The sequence below is a fragment of the Roseateles sp. P5_E4 genome (genome assembly GCF_054049255.1).
On the sequence record NZ_JBFUMS010000010.1, the window covers coordinates 157,600 to 174,042 of the forward strand.

Here is a 16,443-nt window from a genome sequence, read left to right on the forward strand (position 1 = left end):
GGTGACCATGAGCACGCCTGAGTCCCGCACGCTGACCGTTGACGATCAAACCACGGTCTCGGCCTTGTGGCTGCAGCCGCCCAAGCCGCGTTCGACCTACGTGTTCGCTCATGGCGCCGGTGCCGGCATGCACCACAGCTTCATGGCGGCGTTGTCGCAGGCCCTGTTCGACGCGTCGGTGGCGACCTTGCGCTACCAGTTCCCCTACATGGAGCGCGGCTCCAAGCGCCCCGACTCGCCCGCTGTGGCGCACGCCGCCGTTCGCGCTGCGGTGGCAGAGGCGCGCCAGCGGTTGCCCGACACACCGCTGTTCGCGGGCGGCAAATCCTTCGGCGGCCGCATGACGTCGCAGGCGCAGGCGGCCGAGGCGATGCCGGGCGTGCGTGGGCTGGTGTTCGTCGGCTTTCCCTTGCACCCGGCTGGCAAACCGGCCATTGACCGGGCGGCGCACTTGGCGCAGGTCGCCGTACCGATGCTGTTCCTGCAGGGCACGCGGGACGAGCTGGCCGACCTGGCCTTGCTGCGGGGCGTTGTCCAGGGCCTGGGCGACCCAGCCATGCTGCATCTCGAGGAGGATGCGGACCACGCCTTCCATGTCCGGGCCCGCAGCGGGCGCAACGACGCGCACGTGGTGCTGGCCTTGGCAGCGGCGATGGCGGCATGGTGCCTAGCGCAAGCCCCTGGGGCGCGCGGCGGGTGACTTCCTAGAATCGAGCAATGAACACCTCCGCCGCCCCCATTGCCTGCATCGGCGGCCTCAATATCGACCGCAAGCTCAGGCTGCTGTCCAACTCCCTGCACGGGTCGTCCAACCCCTGCGAGTCACATGAAACCCCCGGCGGCGTCGTGCGCAACGTCGCCGAAAACCTGGCGCGGCTGGGCCTGCCGGTCGCGCTGGTTGCCGCGGTGGGCGACGACGCCGGCGGGCGCATGCTGCTTGAGCAGGCCGCCCAGGTCGGCATCGACACGCGCGCCGTCATCCGGCTGCGCCGCCACGCCAGCGACAGCTACACCGCGGTGCTCGCGCCAGACGGCAGCCTGGAACTCGGCCTGGCGTCGATGCCGCTCGTCGAGAGCCTGAACCCCTGGGCGCTGGCGGCCAGCAAAGCCTTGCGCGCCGGGGCCGCCCTCGTCGTGGCCGACGGCAACCTGCCCACCGACGCCTGGCCCTTGCTGCTCGGCGAGGCACGCGCCAGCGGCATCCCATTGGTGGGCGTGGCGGTGTCCGAAGCCAAGATGGAAAGACTGCCGGAGCGCCTGGACGGCCTGCACCTGCTCGTCATGAATGCCGGTGAACTGGCCACCATTGCGGCAGAGGCGAACGAGGCCTTCGATGCATTGCACGCACGCGGCGTCGGCTGCGTGCTGGTCTCCAAGGGCGCCGACGGCTTGCTGCTCAGCACGCCGGGCCGCGCACCACGCCACTGGCCGGCGCCGCAGGTGCATGTCGTGGACGTGACCGGTGCTGGCGACGCGCTGTCAGCCGGCGTCTGCGCTTCGCTGCTGCGCGCGCCCGACGACTTCGATGCCGCCGCCCGCCTGGGCCTGGACCTCGCTGCACTGACGCTGCAGACCGAGGACAGCGTCCACCCCGAACTGAACCCCAGGTTCCTGGAAGAACGATAGATGAACGAACTGATCCAGCTCTCGCCCGAAGTCGCCGCCGCCCATGAGCAGGGCCGGCCCATTGTGGCCCTCGAATCCACCATCATTGCCCACGGCATGCCGTGGCCGCAGAACCTGCAGACGGCGCGCGAGGTCGAGGACGTCATCCGCATCGAAGGTGCCGTGCCGGCGACCATCGCGGTCATCGGCGGGCGCATCCGCGTCGGCCTGACTGACACCGAACTGCAGCAGCTGGCCCAGGCGCCCGACGCCATGAAGCTCAGCCGCCGCGACCTGCCGTTTGCCATCGCCACCGGGCGCCTCGGTGCCACGACGGTGGCGGCGACGATGATCTGCGCCCACCTGGCCGGCATCGAGGTCTTTGTCACCGGCGGCATCGGCGGCGTGCACCGCGGCGGGCATGAGAGCTTCGACATCTCGGCCGACCTGCAAGAGTTGGCGCGCACGCCGGTGGCCGTCGTCTGTGCGGGCGCCAAGTCAATCCTCGACCTGGGCCTGACGCTGGAGTATCTGGAGACCCACGGCGTGCCGGTGCTGTCGGTCGGCCAGGACAACTTCGCCGCCTTCTTCACCCCTGACAGCGGTCTCAGGGCGGACTTCCGCATGGACTCGGCCGACGAGCAGGCCCGCTTCATCCGCGCCAAGTGGACGCTGGGCCTGGCCGGCGGTGTCGTCGTCAGCAACCCGGTGCCGGCAGCACAGGCCATGCCGCGCGAGGAGATCGACGCCATCACGGCCCAGGCTCTCGCGGAAGCCGACGCGCAAGGCGTCGCCGGCAAAGCCATCACGCCCTTCCTGCTCGCGCGCATCAAGGCGCTGACGGGTGGTCGCAGCCTGACGACCAACATCGCCCTCGTGAAGCACAACGCGATCGTCGGCGCTCGGCTGGCGCGCGCGCTGCAGAACTAAAAGCGAAAAACGCGCAAGCTGGTGGTGGCCAGCAAACTGCGAGCAAAACAGGCCGGTTAAGCTGATCTGTTTCCTGAGTCAATCCCCATTACTTTCAGCAGGCTTGCATGCGCGCGACCTCCCCCGTGATTCTTTGTGGCCTGGTGCTGGCCGTTCTGGCGGGCTGTGGGCGCAAGGACGATACAGGCGGCGCGTCGGCCCCGGCGGGGGTGGCGAGTGCGCCGCCGGCGCAGAACGTCGGTGTCGTCAAGGTCAGGCAGGCCGACGTGCCGATCACCGTGGAGGCCAGCGGCACCGTCACCGCGCTGCAGAGCGTGGACCTGCGTGCGCAGACGAGCAGCATCGTCGCCCAGGTCCTCGTCAAGGACGGCCAGAACGTCAGGAAGGGTGACCTGCTGTTCCGCTTCGATGACCGCGGCGACCGCGCCGCGCTGGAGAAGGCGCGCGCCCAGCTGGCCCGCGACCGCGCCAGCCTCACCGACCTGGAGCGCCAGCTCAACCGCGCCAAGGAACTGAAGGCGCAGAACTTCATCGCCCAGAACGCGGTGGACACGGCCCAGGCCAACTTCGATGCCGGCCAGGCGTTGATCCGCAGTGACGAGGCCGCGATCCAGGCGACCCAGGTCACGCTGGGCTACAACGAGTTGCGCGCGCCCATCAGCGGGCGCGTCGGCATCGTCAGCGTCTACCCGGGCAGCCTGGTGCAGGCCAATGCGACGGCGCTGCCGCTGGTCAACATCGCGCAGCTGGACCCCATCGCCATCAGCTTCACGGTGCCTGAAACCCAGCTCGGCTCGCTGCTGAGCGCCACGCGTGCCGGCGAGCTGGATGTCGAGGCCTTGCCGCCGCCGGGCTCGGCGCGCGGCGCAATCTCCATCAAGGGCCGCGTCACGGCGGTGGACAACCTCGTCGACAGCGCCACCGGCACGATCAAGGTCAAGGCCGAGTTCGACAACAAGGCCCAGTCGCTTTGGCCGGGCCAGTACCTGCGCGTGCGCGTCACGCTGCGCACGCTCAAGGGCGTGACCGTGGTGCCGCAGGCCGCCATCATCATGCGCGGCAACGAGCGCTCGGTCTACGTCGTGGCGCCCGACAACACCGCCAAGCTGGTGCCCGTGCAGCTGCGTCAGGCCATGGGCGAGCAGGCGGTGGTGGAGGGCCTGGACGCGACGGCCCAGGTCGTCATGGAAGGCAAGCAGAACCTGCGGCCGGGCACGCCACTGCGCATTCAAGCCAGCGGCGGAGCGGGCGCCGCATCGGCCCCAGCGTCTGCCGCTTCGGGCGCTGACAAATGAGGCTCACCGAGCTGTTCATCCGGCGGCCGGTCATGACCGTGCTGCTGAACCTGTCACTCGTCATCGCCGGCCTGGCCGCCTGGAGCCGCATCCCGGTCGCGGCGCTGCCGTCCTACAACACGCCCATCATCAACGTCGGTGCGTCGCTGCCGGGCGCATCGCCCGAGACCATGGCCTCGTCCGTCGCGCTGCCGCTGGAGAAGCAGTTCTCGACCATCGCCGGCCTGTTGACCATTTCGTCGACCAACACGCTGGGCAACACCTCGCTGACGCTGGAGTTCGACCCCTCCCGCAACATCGACGCCGCCGCCGTGGACGTGCAGGCGGCGCTGTTCCGCTCCCTGCGTGCGCTGCCGGCCGAGATGACCTCGCCGCCCAGCTACCGCAAGGTGAACCCGGCCGATGCGCCGGTGCTGCTGGTGGCGCTGACGTCGCCTTCCATCGACCTGACCGAGCTGAACGACTACGCCGAGAACCTGCTGTCGCCGGGCCTGTCCACCATCGACGGCGTGGCCCAGGTGTCCATCTTTGGCCAGAAGCGCTATGCGGTGCGCATCAAGGTCAAGACGGACCTGCTCAACCAGCGCAACATCACGCTGGACGAGCTGCAGACGGCGGTGCGCGCCGCCAATGCCAACACGCCTGTCGGCGTGCTGGACGGCTCGCGCCAGACACTGACCATCCAGGCCAACCGCCAGCTGCGCAACGCCGCCGAGTTCGGCCGCACCGTCGTCGCCTCGCGCAACGGCGCGCCGGTGCTGCTGCGCGACGTGGCCGACGTGCAGGACAGCGTCGAAACCAGCAAGACCTACTCCACCTACCAGGGCGAGCGCTCCATCGTGCTGGCCATCCAGCGCCAGCCCGACGCCAACACCGTGCAGGTGGTGGACAAGGTCAAGGCCCTGCTGCCGCGCTTCGCGTCGCAGATGCCGGCGTCCATCCAGATGAGCACGCTGAACGACCGCTCGGTATCCATCCGCGAGTCGCTGCACGATGTCTACGTGACGCTAGCGCTGACGGTCGGCCTCGTTGTGCTGGTGATCTTCATCTTCCTGCGCCGCGCCGTGGCCACGTTGATCCCGACGGCCTCGCTGCCAATCTCGCTGATCGGCGCGCTCACGCTGCTGTTCGCGCTCGGCTACTCGCTGGACAACATCTCGCTGCTCGGCATCACGCTGGCCGTGGGCCTGGTCGTGGACGACGCCATCGTCATGCTGGAGAACATCGTCCGCCACGTCGAGGACGGCATGAAGCCTTTCGACGCGGCCGTGCGCGGCGCGCGCGAGATGGCCTTCACCATCCTGTCGATCTCGGTGTCGCTGGTGGCCGTGCTGATCCCGATCTTCTTCATGCCGGGCGTCATCGGCCTGCTGTTCCACGAGTTCGCGGTCGTCGTGGGCCTGTCCATTCTTGTGTCGGCCGTGGTGTCGCTGACGCTGGTGCCTATGCTCTGCAGCCGGTTGTTGAAGGCCGACGAGCACCATGAGGATGGACCGATGGGGCGCCTGTTCGAGCGCGGCTTCACATGGACGCTGGACACCTACACCCGCACGCTGGACCTGGCCCTGCGCCACCGCAACTGGGTGCTGGGCGTGGCGCTGCTGAGCTTCATCGCGACGGTGTGGTTCTACATGACCATCCCCAAGGGCTTTTTCCCCGAGGAGGATATCGGCCAGATACAGGCCAGCACCGAGTCTGCCGAGGACACATCCTTCGCCGCGATGACCCTGCTGCAGGAGCGCGTGGCCGCCATCGTGCGCAACGATCCCAACGTTTTCGCCCTGAGTTCGGCTGTCGGCGGTGGGCCCTCGGGCAGCGCCACCAATACCGGCCGCATGTTCATCAACCTGAAGGCCCGCAATAGCCGCGAGCCCATGCCCAAGGTGCTGGAAGGCCTGCGCAAGAAGCTGCGCGCAGTGCCCGGCATCCAGGTCTATCTGCGCCCGGTGCAGAACCTGCAGCTCGGCGGTCGCCAGAGCAAGAGCCGCTACCAGTACACGCTGCAGTCGGTATCCACCGGCGAACTCAACACCTGGGCAACCCGGCTGCAGGAGAAGCTGCGCGGCGATGAGCGCTTTCGCGACATCACCAGCGACTCGCAAATGCGCGGCCTGCAGGCCAGCCTTGTCATCGATCGCGAGCGCGCCGCCATCCTGGGCGTGCAGATGCAGGACTTGCGCAATGCGCTGTACGGCGCCTTCGGCGAGCGCCAGGTGTCCAGCATCTATGCCGAGAGCAACACCTACCAGGTCATCATGGAAGCCGGCGAGGACGACCGCAGCAGCGAAGCCGCTTTCGACAAGATCTACCTGCGCGGCAAGAACGGCGCGCAGGTGCCGCTGACGGCCTTCGCCACCGTGCAGCGCACGCTCGGGCCCACGGCCGTCAACCACCAAGGCCAGCTGCAGGCCGTCACGATCAGCTTCAATCTCGCACCCAACGTGCCGCTGGGCGACGCCACCAAGCAGATTGACGCCTTCACGCGCGACATCAAGCTCCCACCCAGCATCATCACCAGCTACGGCGGCGACGCGGCGGTGTTCCAGGATTCGCAGGGCGGCCAGCTGCTGCTGATCGGGCTGGCAGTGGCCGTGATCTACGTGCTGCTGGGCGTGCTCTACGAGAGCTACATCCACCCACTGACCATCCTGGCCGGCCTGCCGTCGGCGGCGGTGGGCGCGCTGATCACGCTGCAGCTGTTCGGCATGGAGCTGACCATCATCGCCACCATCGGCATCGTCATGCTGATCGGCATCGTCAAGAAGAACGCGATCATGATGATCGACTTCGCGCTGGACGTGCAGCGCAGCCAGGGGCTCAAGCCGGCCGAGGCGATCCGCCAGGCCGCGATCCTGCGCTTTCGGCCCATCATGATGACGACGCTGGCGGCGCTGATGGGCGCGCTGCCCATTGCGCTCGGCCTGGGCGCGGGGGCCGAGCTGCGCCAGCCGTTGGGCCTGGCCGTGGTGGGCGGCCTGATCCTGTCGCAGGCGGTGACGCTCTACATCACGCCCGTGATCTACCTGGCGCTGGACCGCTTCAGCGGCACCGGGCCGGACGTGCGCGAAGTGGCGGACTTCGCCAGCAAGGCAGCCTGATCAGCTCAGTTTCAGGCGGCCTTCGCGGCTCTCGGTGAGCAGCCGCTGGGCCGCGCGCTCCAGCATGCCGATGACGGCGTCAAAGCCTGCGACCGGGCCGAAATAGGGGTCGGGGATGTCCTGGCCGGCCAGCTCGGGCACGAAGTCGGTCAGCAGCAGGATCTTGGCGTGGTGCTCGGGCGCTGCCTTGGTGCGCAGCGCGTCGACATGCTCAGCCTCCATGGCCAGCACGAGGTCGTATTGGCCGAGCTGCTCAGGCTCGACGCGGCGCGAGCGCCATTTGCGGTCGAGGCTGTAGTTGTGCCGGCCCAGTGCCGCTGCGGCGCGGGCGTCCACCGGGCCGCCGCGCGGGTCAGCATGCACGCCGGCCGAGGCAATGGTCTTGAACACGTCGCCAAGCTTGGCCCTGAAGATGGCCTCGGCCATCGGTGAGCGGCAGATGTTGGCGGTGCAGACGAGCAGGATGGCGGCCATGTCAGTTACTCAGTTGCGCGGGACGAGCGCCGGGCCGCTCCCAAGCCGGCCCGCAATGGTGATGTGCTTGCCGGTCGAACCGGCAAGCATCGCCGTCCCCGCGGGGGACCGGCCAAGGTAATCCTTGGACGAGGGGCTCACGATCTCGCAAGTTCCGTGCGCATCGCGTCGATGACGGCCTTGTAGTCGGGCTTGCCGAAGATGGCCGAGCCGGCGACGAAGGTGTCGGCGCCCGCCGCGGCGATCTCGCGGATGTTGTCGACCTTGACGCCGCCGTCGATCTCCAGGCGGATGTCCCGACCGCTGGCCTTGATGATCTCGCGTGCCTTCTGCAGTTTCTTCAATGCCGACGGGATGAAGCTCTGGCCGCCAAAGCCGGGGTTGACGCTCATCAGCAGGATCACATCGACCTTGTCGATGACCCACTCCAGCACGTCAAGCGGCGTGCCCGGGTTGAACACCAGGCCGGCCTGCTTGCCCTCGGCCTTGATGAGCTGCAGCGTGCGGTCCACGTGGGCGCTGGCTTCGGGGTGGAAGGTCACCACGTCCGCGCCGGCGCGGCAGAAGGCCTGGGCCAGGCTGTCGACCGGTTGCACCATCAGGTGCACATCGATGACGGCCGGCGTGCCGTCGGGCTTCACGGCATGCTTGCGCAGCGCCTCGCACACCATCGGTCCGAAGGTCAGGTTGGGCACGTAATGGTTGTCCATCACGTCGAAGTGGATCCAGTCGGCGCCGGCGGCGAGCACGTTCTTCACTTCGTCGCCCAGGCGGGCGAAGTCGGCGGACAGCAGGCTGGGGGCGATGCGGTATTGCGGTGCGGCGGGCATAGCGGGTGATTCTAGGCAGCCCGCTTGCCCCGCTTCAGCGGCCCGGCCGCTTGAAGCTGTCGCGCGCCTTCTGCGCCTCGGCCCAGTGATGGCAGCCGGGCTGGTGGTCGTTGATCAGCCCCATGGCCTGGATCAGCGCATGCATGGTCGTCGGGCCGACGAATTTCCAGCCGCGCTTCTTCAGGTCCTTGGACAAGGCCTCGGAAGGCGCCGACGTGGCCAGGTTGTGGGCCACCGAGTTCTTGGGCGGCTCGAAACGCCACAGATAGGCGGCCAGCGAGCCCTCGGTGGCCACCAGCTCCACGCAACGCCCGGCGTTGTGGATGGCCGCCTCGATCTTGCCGCGGTGGCGCACGATGCCGGCGTCGGCTAGCAGGCGGTTCACGTCCTTCTCGCCAAACTTGGCGACCTGGTTGTAGTCGAAACCCGCAAAGGCGGCGCGAAAGGCTTCGCGTTTGTTCAGGATGGTTCGCCACGACAGGCCGCTCTGGAAGCCCTCCAGGCACAGCTTCTCGAACAGGCGGAAGTCGTCGGCCACGGGCCGGCCCCATTCCTCGTCGTGATAGCGCAGATAGGTCTCGTCGCCGGGCGCGGCGGCGCACCAGGCGCAGCGCGGGCGGCCGTCGGGCGGCAAGTAGAGGGGGCGGGTCGGCATCGGGAAGCTGCTCCTTGCGAAGTGCCGAGTGTCGACTCACACGAGCACTGACGTGTCAGCTGCACACTCGCATTTTGCGGGCCGAGCGCCGGGCCGCTCCCTAGCCGGCCCGCGCTGGCGATGTGCTTGCGGTTCAATGCCGCAAGCATCGCCGTCCCCTCGGGGGACCGACCAGGCGCGCCCGCGTTCAGCGGGGCGGGACTGGGCGAGGGGCTAACGGTACTTTTCGGCGAGTTGGCGCAGCGTGCCATCCTTCTCCAGCTTGCGCAGCGCCTGGGTCAGGCGTTCCTCATGGGCGGCCGGCAGGTCGGCGCGCAGCGCGAGGAACTGCGGCTCCTCCTGGAAGACGGTGCGGCCGAACCTGAGCTTGTCGCCCAGCTTGCTCTGTGCCACATGGCGCTGCAGGTTGATGTCCTGGCCGTAGATGGCGTCGGCGCGGCCCATGACCAGCATCTGCAGGGCCTCGCGCTCGGAGCTCACCTCGGCGACAGCCACATTGGCCGCCACCAGCCGGCGCGCCAGCGCCGTGCCACGCATGACCAGCACCGGCTTGCGGCGGCTCAAGGCGGCCAGTTGGGCCAGGGAATCGGGGTTGCGCGGGTCGTCGGCGCGCTGCACGACCACGTGGCGGACGATATACAGCGCCACCGGCGCATAACGCCACTGTTTCTCGCGCTCGGGCGACTTCAGCAGGCAGAAGAAGGCATCAATGAGGCCGTCGGCCAGCAGGCGTTCCACACGCTTGAGCGGCACCTGCTGGTCCAGCCCCGTGAAGTGCAGGCCTGCGTCCTGCCGCTCGACGGCGCGCAGGATTTCCAGGCAGAGCCCGGGTTTGAGCGGGCCGCCGTCGGGGTCGTACTTCACTGTCGAGCTGGCCTGCTGGACCGTGCGCAGCGTCAGCTCCTGGGCCGGCGCCGCCAGGCTCAACAGCGCACTCAACAACCAAGGCCAGCGCAGCACTTAGGATCACACACCCCGAAGAACATGCGGCGAGCATAGCCCCCGAGACGGACAATCACCCGATGGCCAACCCCCGTTTCAGTTGCAGCGTCACCGTGCAGACCCTGCCCGAGCAGACTCATCTCGAGCAAAGCCTGTACGCCTTCAGCTACACGATCACGATCGAGAACACCGGCGATGTGCTGTCCCAGCTCATTGGCAGGCACTGGGAGATCACGGACGCGCGTGGCCAGATGCAGGTCGTCGACGGCCTGGCCGTCGTCGGCCACCAGCCCGTGCTCGCCCCAGGCCAGAGCTTCCAGTACAGCTCCTGGGCCCAGATCGGCACCCCCCAGGGCACGATGCGCGGGCGTTTCCTGTGCGTGACCGAGGGCTGCGAGATCTTCCACACCGAGGTCGACGAATTCCTGCTGGCTGATAGCGCCTCTCTGCATTGACCTGGGATCTCACAGCCCTCCTGAACGCGGCCGACCCGCAGGCCGCGCTCGCCGAGCGCAATCTGTGGCTGGTGCGCCTGCTGGAGTGGCTGCGGCACGCGCCGCGTGAAGAGGCCTCATCGGGCACGCCGCTGCCCATCGTGCGCCTGAAGCACCTGCTCAATGTGCTGGAGCGCCACCCCGAGCACGCCTGGGCGTTTGCCAATGTCATCGGCGGCGTCTGGAACGACGTCGACGCGGTGGCGCTGTTCGCCGAGGTGGGCTTTGCGCCGCGCATGGCGCTGTGGCATGAATTCCTGGGCCGGCTGCGCCGCCGCCTGTTGCCGGCCACCACCGACACGCGCGACCTCGCGGCACTGTTCGAGCTGCTCTTCCCCGACGAGGCCGACGAGGACTGGATCGCCGCCATCGACGATGAGCTGCTGGCGCGGTTGGGCCTGCTGTTTGCCGCCACGCCCGACGACGGCTGGCGCGTCGAGGCCAACGCCGCGATCACCGTGCTGGTCAGCAGCGTGCATGCCGCCGGCCTGGCCGGCCCGCTGCGGGTGCGCATGGATGCGGAGTTGGTGCAGGACAAACCCTTCCACCAGCTGCCCGCCGCCTGGGCGGCCGTCGAGCGCGCGCTGGCCGGCGCCGATGACGATGCGGCCGCACTGGGGTCGGCCATGCAATACCTGCACGCGTTGCTGGACCGCTGCCGCGCTGCTGCGCTGACGGTGCCCGAGCATCTGGAAGTGCATGGCGTGTCGGTGGATCTGATGTTCTCCGTCGAGCAGCTCACCGCGCGGCTGGACCGCATCGATGCGCTGCTGGCCTGCCTGCTGTCCCACGAACCCCAGCGCGAGCTGCTGCGCCTGGTGTCGGGCCTGGTGCGCGTCGTGCACGAGCGGCGCAGCCTGCGCACGCTGTTCGCGCGCCACTACTCGCTGATGGCGCGCAAGGTGGCCGAGCGCAGCGCCGAGACGGGCGAGCACTACATCACCCGCAGCCGCGAGGAATACCGCGACATGCTGCGTCGCGCAGCCGGTGGCGGCGCTGTTTTGGCCGGCACCACCTTCCTGAAGTTCGGCATCGCCCTGCTCGGCTTCACGGCCTTCTGGGGCGGCTTCTGGGCCGGTGTGAACTACGCGCTGTGCTTCGTCCTCATCCACCTGCTGCACTGGACGGTGGCCACCAAGCAGCCGGCGATGACGGCCCCGGCCATGGCCGACAAGCTGCTGCACATCGACCGCGACGACGCCATCGTCGGTTTCGTCGACGAAGTGACCCATCTCGTGCGTTCACAAGTGGCCGGCATCATCGGCAACCTCACCGTCGTGGCGCCGCTGGTGCTGGCGGTGCAGGGCCTGTGCTGGCTGGCGTTCGGTGCGCCGCTGGTGGGCGTGCGGGATGCCGAATACGTGCTGCATTCGCTGAGCCTGTTCGGCCCCTCGCTGCTGTTTGCCGCCTTCACCGGCACGCTGCTGTTCGCGTCCAGCATGATCGCCGGCTGGGTGGAGAACTGGTTCGTCTTCCACCGCCTGGACAGCGCCATCGCCTGGAACCCGCGCATCGTCGCGACGCTGGGTCAGACGCGCGCGCAGCGCTGGTCGCACTGGTGGCGGGCCAACATCTCCGGCCTGACGGCCAACATCAGCCTGGGCCTGATGCTGGGCCTGGCGCCGGCGCTGTTCGGCTTCGTCGGCCTGGGCCTGGAGGTGCGCCACGTGACGTTGTCCACCGGCCAGCTCGCCGCCGCCGTGGGGGCGCTCGGTGTCGGCGTCATGACGACCTGGGCCTTCTGGTCCTGCGTGCTTTGCATCGCCGGCATCGGCATGCTCAATGTCGGCGTCAGCTTCTTCTGCGCCTTCAAGGTGGCGATGCGCTCGCGCGGTGTGCGCCTGGCCGACCGCAAACGCGTCTACGCGGCTATCCGCGCGCGGCTGCGACGCCAGCCCTTGAGCTTCCTGATCGCGAGGAGTTAGTCCTCGCGCCGCTCGCCCTTCTTGCGGCCCGAGAACATGGTCCACCAGATGATGAAGACAAAGATCGCGAGCGCGCCAAGGGCTTCGAGGGCGAGGAGCAGCATGGGGTGGTGGACGCGTGGAGGGCTGGCCATCATTCTAGGAAGCCTCGCTGCCTGCTCATCTCCGCCGCTGCAGCCGCCTGAGCCCGCACCGACCGTGCCGGCCACGCCGCGGCCGGCGTCGCAGCGCTGGGTGGCCGCCGACTGGAAGGACCTGCCCGGCTGGGGCGGCGACGACCTGCTGGCCGCCTGGCCGGCTCTGCTGGCCAGCTGCCAGCGCCCCGCGCCGGGCTGGGCCGAGTTCTGTGCCCGCGCCGCGCTGCAGGCGCCCGCCGACCCGCTGGAGGCCACGCTGTTCCTGATGAAGCATCTGCGCCCCTGGCGGCTGCAGGGCGAAGGTGGTGAGGCCGCCGGGCTGCTGACGGGCTATTTCGAGCCCCAGCTCGCGGCCAGCCGCACGCGCCAGGGTGCCTTCCAGTGGGCGCTGCATGCGCTGCCCGCCGATGCCGCGCTGCGTCGCACGCCGCGCCGCGACATCGACACCCATCCGCGCTTCACGGCGCTGGAGCTGGCCTATGTCGACGACCCTTTTGCGCTGCTGCAAATCCAGATCCAGGGCTCGGGCCGTCTCGTCGTGCGTGATGCGGCTGGCGCCGAGCGCATCAGCCGCGTCGCCTACGCGGGCCACAACGATCAGCCCTTCCAGTCTGTCGCGCGCGCGCTGCTGGACCGTGGCGAGGTGGGCGACGCGACGCCACGAACCCTGAGCGACTGGGCGCGCCGCAACCCGGCCAAGGTGCGCGAGGCCCTGGCCGTCAACCCGCGCGTCGTCTACTTCCGCGAGGAGCCCCTGCCCGATGTGAACCAGGGCCCGCGCGGCGCCCAAGGCGTGCCGCTGACGCCGGGCCGTTCCGTCGCCATCGACCGCAGCTACATCGCGCTGGGCACGCCGCTGTGGCTGGACAGCACCGCGCCGCTGTCGACGACACCGCTGCGTCGCCTCGTGCTGGCCCAGGACACCGGCAGTGCCATCCAGGGCGCCGTGCGCGCCGACCTGTTCTGGGGCTGGGGTGAAGACGCCGCGCTGCAGGCCGGCCGCACCAAGCAGGCGCTGCGGCTGTGGGCGCTGTGGCCCGACGGATTTACTCCGAAACCTTGACGCCCTTCCAGAAGGCGTAGCGGCCCTTGATCTCGGCTGCGGCGGGCAGCGGGTCGGCGTAGTACCAGACCGCATCCGGGTTCATCTCGCCGTTGACGAACAGGCTCAGGTACTGCGCCTGGCCCTTCCAGGGGCAGCCGCTGCGGTGGTTGGAGAAGGTCGTGTATTCCTTCTTCAGCGCTTCGGCCGGAAAGTAGTGGTTGCCTTCGACGACCACCGTATCGTCGCTCTCGGCGATGGTTACGCCGTTCCACACTGCCTTCATCGTCTGCTCCGGGAGAATTGAGGGATGAGACGCTACCACTCCCACCTCGGCCGCGACATCGTCATCACCGGCGGCAGCGCCCGGGATCTCGACCCCGGCCAGTTCGGCGTGCTCGCCATCGACGGCGGCGCGGGCGGCTGGTCGGTCGTGCACAAGGGGCCGGAGGGCGACGTGGACGAGCTCAACAACGAGATGCATTTCGAAACGCCGGAGGAGGCGTTGGCGTTTGCGAAGGAGTTGATCGGGATGCTGGCGTCCTAAACTCTTTGGCATGCGACCTTCTGCCGCCCTCGCCAGCCAGCGCGCCGCCGTGCGCGAGGCGGCTGGCCGTTTCCGCGCAGCCAACTTGCGCGTGTTCGGTTCGGCGCTGCATGGCACTGATGGCGAAGGCAGTGACCTCGATCTGCTCGTCGATGCGCTGCCTGGCGCCACCCTGTTCGACCTGGGCGGCCTGCAGCAGACGCTGGAGGACTTGCTTGGTGTGCGCGTTGACCTGGTGACGCCAGGCGATCTGCCGCCCCGGGTGCGTGCGGTCGTGCTGGCGGAGGCTCAGCCCGTATGAAGCCGACCCGTCTGCCGGACTATCTGCAGCACATCCGGCGGGCAGCTCAAGAGGCTTGCGAGTTCGCGGCCGGCCTGACGCGCGAGGCCTTCGAGCGCGACGTGAAAACGCAGAAGGCCATCGAGATGAACCTCGTCGTGATCGGCGAAGCCGCCTCGCGACTGCTTGAGCATCACGCCGACTTTGCCCAGCGGCACCCAGAGCTGCCCTGGCGTGAGATGCGCGGCATGCGCAACCGCATGGCTCACGGCTATTTCGAGATCAACCTCGATGTGGTCTGGAATACCGTGCAGACGGCCTTGCCCGCGTTGCTGGCGCAGTTGGCAGCGCTGCCGGCTGACGAAGGCTGACGTGCTCACCCTGTACGGCGCCGAGGCTTCGGGTGCTGTCGCCGTGGAAGCCGCGCTGACCCTGCTGGGCCTGCCCTACACGCTGATCGAAGGCGCCACCTGGGCCGAGGTGGCCGCCCGCGATCGCGTCGCGGCCAGCAACCCGATGCGCCAGATCCCGACGCTGGTGCTGCCCGACGGCGAGGTCATGACCGAGAGCGCGGCCATCCTGATCTATCTGGCCGACCTCGATCCGGTCGCCGGCCTGGCGCCCGCGCCCGGCGACCCGCTGCGGGGGCAGTTTCTGCGCTGGATGCTGTACGTCTCGTCGGCCATCTACGCGTTGCACTGGATCAAGCCCGACGTGAAGCGCATCGGCGCGCCGGAGGAATCTCGCCAAGCCGTCGTCGAGGCCGTGCACGACCGCATCGCCTTCTGCTGGGCCAACATGGACCGGCAGCTGACACCGGGCGACTTCCTGCTCGGCGATGAACTCACCGTGCTGGACCTCTACGTCGCCGTCGTCTCGCGCTTCGGGCCGTGGCGGGAGCGCTTCTATGAGGTGGCGCCGGGCATGGCGGCGGCGATACGCCGTGTGGATGAGGATCCGAGGCTGGCGGCGCTGTGGCAGGCGCGCTTTCCCGAGGATTGAGATCCGTGCGGCGCTTGGTGCAATGGCTGGCCTCTGCCCTGGCGGGACTGCTGGGCTGCTGCACGCTGGGCATTCTTGCCTTCGACTTGCTGGTGGTTAGGCCTCATGCGGCCAGCGTCGAACGCGCCCTCGATGCCGCCGCGCCCAGCGAGCGCCAGCCACCGGCCGCGCTGCGGCAGTTGCTGCACCGGGCTTACGGCGACCTGGTCAAGTTCATCGTCGCGCGCAATCTCGTGCTGGCTTCGGCGCGAGAGGATGAGCGCATGAGCGGGCTGCGCCGCATGTTCACGGAAGCCGGCGTCGCGCTGCTGCTGCCGCTGCACGTGTCCGAGACTCAGCTTGAAGGCGCTTTGCTGTCATCGGCCTATATGGGCTCCGGCATCCGCGGGTTCGCGGCGGTATCCCAGCACTACCTGGGCGTCCCGCTGGAGCGCGTCGACTCGGCCCAGGCGGCAAGGCTGTTGGCGATCGAGTGGGTGCCATCCTCGCTGGATTCTCCGGAGCGCCTGGAGCGACGGGTTCGGTGGCTGCTGTCGGTTCCGCCGCTCGCGGATCGATCGGCGAGTGGCACGTAGTCGGCGGCTGAAGGAAGGCCTTGCTCCGACCGAGGGCCTGGGGCAGTTCCTGTTGACGTGTTTGACCAAGGGTCGATGGCGTGCATCTTCACGTCCGCCGCAGCGGGCCTTGAACTGCAACTATTCCTTGGCATAGTCGCTGCGCCACTGCTGCGGTCCCGACATCCCACGAAGGAGACGTCCTTGTTCACGTTCATCGCTCGGTGCATTTCCCTCATCGTCGGGCTGGTGCTCATCGCCGACACCGGGCTGCCCACGCGCGTCGAGCAGTTGCGGGTCGACCGGCATACCAGCAGCTTCAAGAGCGATCAACGCGGTGCCGGGGCGGGCGACACCAGCTACACACTGCATCTGGCGGGCGGCGTGGTCGCGACCTGCTCCGTCGGCTTCGCCCTCTACACGCGGTTGAAGGATGGCGACAGCATCGAAGTCCGCTCCACAAAGCTCTTCAAGAGCTGCATCCGCATCTCGCAGGGCGACGAGGTCTTCGAGGACGACAAGCACTGGAAATACATCGGACTCCTGTTCGGGGCGCTACTGATCGCTGCCGCCTTCGGCTGGCTGCGCAGCGACGATGACGAGCGGAATGGATTCGGAATACGTCTGGGTTAG

Annotated in this window: 19 protein-coding genes; 14 read left to right on the forward strand and 5 right to left on the reverse strand. The window is 68.5% G+C overall.

What is annotated here, in order from left to right:
* The first annotated feature begins 7 nt into the window (after positions 1-7).
* From ACXJLH_RS20065 to ACXJLH_RS20085, 5 genes are all read left to right on the forward strand, one after another.
* A complete protein-coding gene (locus ACXJLH_RS20065) occupies positions 8-700 on the forward strand; it encodes an alpha/beta hydrolase family protein (RefSeq protein WP_457445863.1) in 693 nt (230 codons plus the stop codon).
* Positions 701-717: 17 nt separating this feature from the next.
* Positions 718-1,626 (forward strand): carbohydrate kinase family protein, encoded by a 909-nt coding sequence (locus ACXJLH_RS20070; protein WP_457445864.1) that lies wholly within the window; start codon positions 718-720, stop codon positions 1,624-1,626.
* Positions 1,627-2,535: a pseudouridine-5'-phosphate glycosidase gene (locus ACXJLH_RS20075; RefSeq protein ID WP_457445865.1), complete on the forward strand. Its 909-nt coding sequence runs from the start codon at positions 1,627-1,629 to the stop codon at positions 2,533-2,535. It begins immediately after the preceding gene.
* A 107-nt stretch (positions 2,536-2,642) separates the two neighbouring features.
* On the forward strand, positions 2,643-3,830 hold the full coding sequence (locus ACXJLH_RS20080) for an efflux RND transporter periplasmic adaptor subunit (protein ID WP_457445866.1): 1,188 nt from the start codon (positions 2,643-2,645) through the stop codon (positions 3,828-3,830).
* Positions 3,827-6,928: an efflux RND transporter permease subunit gene (locus ACXJLH_RS20085; protein ID WP_457445867.1), complete on the forward strand. Its 3,102-nt coding sequence runs from the start codon at positions 3,827-3,829 to the stop codon at positions 6,926-6,928. The genes ACXJLH_RS20080 and ACXJLH_RS20085 overlap by 4 nt, the downstream gene beginning before the upstream one ends.
* Here the strand turns inward: ACXJLH_RS20085 and ACXJLH_RS20090 are convergent, their stop codons facing one another.
* The 4 genes from ACXJLH_RS20090 to ACXJLH_RS20105 form a co-directional block, all read right to left on the reverse strand.
* On the reverse strand, positions 6,929-7,402 hold the full coding sequence (locus ACXJLH_RS20090) for a low molecular weight protein-tyrosine-phosphatase (RefSeq protein ID WP_056191718.1): 474 nt from the start codon (positions 7,400-7,402) through the stop codon (positions 6,929-6,931).
* Positions 7,403-7,539: 137 nt separating this feature from the next.
* Positions 7,540-8,232: a ribulose-phosphate 3-epimerase gene (gene rpe, locus ACXJLH_RS20095; RefSeq protein WP_457445868.1), complete on the reverse strand. Its 693-nt coding sequence runs from the start codon at positions 8,230-8,232 to the stop codon at positions 7,540-7,542.
* Between the two features lie 34 nt (positions 8,233-8,266).
* Positions 8,267-8,887, reverse strand: coding sequence for a DNA-3-methyladenine glycosylase I (locus ACXJLH_RS20100; RefSeq protein WP_457445869.1), 621 nt, complete (start codon positions 8,885-8,887; stop codon positions 8,267-8,269).
* A 213-nt stretch (positions 8,888-9,100) separates the two neighbouring features.
* On the reverse strand, positions 9,101-9,826 hold the full coding sequence (locus ACXJLH_RS20105; protein ID WP_457445870.1) for a substrate-binding periplasmic protein: 726 nt from the start codon (positions 9,824-9,826) through the stop codon (positions 9,101-9,103).
* Positions 9,827-9,909: 83 nt separating this feature from the next.
* Between ACXJLH_RS20105 and apaG the strand changes: the two genes are divergently transcribed.
* The 3 genes from apaG to mltA all read left to right on the forward strand — a co-directional run bounded on the left by apaG (position 9,910) and on the right by mltA (position 13,448).
* Positions 9,910-10,284 carry a Co2+/Mg2+ efflux protein ApaG gene (gene apaG, locus ACXJLH_RS20110; RefSeq protein WP_056192606.1) on the forward strand — a complete coding sequence of 125 codons (375 nt, stop codon included), beginning with the start codon at positions 9,910-9,912 and terminating at the stop codon, positions 10,282-10,284.
* Positions 10,281-12,248, forward strand: a complete 1,968-nt coding sequence (locus ACXJLH_RS20115) for a site-specific recombinase (protein WP_457351246.1) — start codon at positions 10,281-10,283, stop codon at positions 12,246-12,248. Before apaG ends, ACXJLH_RS20115 begins: the two co-directional genes overlap by 4 nt.
* Before the next feature lie 198 nt (positions 12,249-12,446).
* Positions 12,447-13,448, forward strand: a complete 1,002-nt coding sequence (gene mltA, locus ACXJLH_RS20120; protein WP_457445871.1) for a murein transglycosylase A — start codon at positions 12,447-12,449, stop codon at positions 13,446-13,448.
* Here the strand turns inward: mltA and ACXJLH_RS20125 are convergent.
* A complete protein-coding gene (locus tag ACXJLH_RS20125; RefSeq protein ID WP_056191728.1) occupies positions 13,432-13,713 on the reverse strand; it encodes a DUF427 domain-containing protein in 282 nt (93 codons plus the stop codon). The genes mltA and ACXJLH_RS20125 overlap by 17 nt on opposite strands.
* Before the next feature lie 24 nt (positions 13,714-13,737).
* On the opposite strand from ACXJLH_RS20125, the gene ACXJLH_RS20130 reads away from it, so the two are divergent.
* The 6 genes from ACXJLH_RS20130 to ACXJLH_RS20155 all read left to right on the forward strand — a co-directional run bounded on the left by ACXJLH_RS20130 (position 13,738) and on the right by ACXJLH_RS20155 (position 16,443).
* Positions 13,738-13,974 (forward strand): hypothetical protein, encoded by a 237-nt coding sequence (locus tag ACXJLH_RS20130; protein ID WP_457445872.1) that lies wholly within the window; start codon positions 13,738-13,740, stop codon positions 13,972-13,974.
* Positions 13,975-13,984: 10 nt separating this feature from the next.
* Positions 13,985-14,275, forward strand: coding sequence for a nucleotidyltransferase family protein (locus ACXJLH_RS20135; RefSeq protein ID WP_457445873.1), 291 nt, complete (start codon positions 13,985-13,987; stop codon positions 14,273-14,275).
* On the forward strand, positions 14,272-14,625 hold the full coding sequence (locus ACXJLH_RS20140; protein ID WP_457445874.1) for a HepT-like ribonuclease domain-containing protein: 354 nt from the start codon (positions 14,272-14,274) through the stop codon (positions 14,623-14,625). The genes ACXJLH_RS20135 and ACXJLH_RS20140 overlap by 4 nt, the downstream gene beginning before the upstream one ends.
* Before the next feature lies 1 nt (position 14,626).
* Positions 14,627-15,256: a glutathione S-transferase family protein gene (locus ACXJLH_RS20145; RefSeq protein ID WP_457445875.1), complete on the forward strand. Its 630-nt coding sequence runs from the start codon at positions 14,627-14,629 to the stop codon at positions 15,254-15,256.
* 17 nt (positions 15,257-15,273) lie between these two features.
* Positions 15,274-15,831: a transglycosylase domain-containing protein gene (locus ACXJLH_RS20150; protein ID WP_457445876.1), complete on the forward strand. Its 558-nt coding sequence runs from the start codon at positions 15,274-15,276 to the stop codon at positions 15,829-15,831.
* 183 nt (positions 15,832-16,014) lie between these two features.
* Entirely contained in the window at positions 16,015-16,443 is a 429-nt protein-coding gene (locus tag ACXJLH_RS20155) for a hypothetical protein (protein WP_457445877.1), read from the forward strand.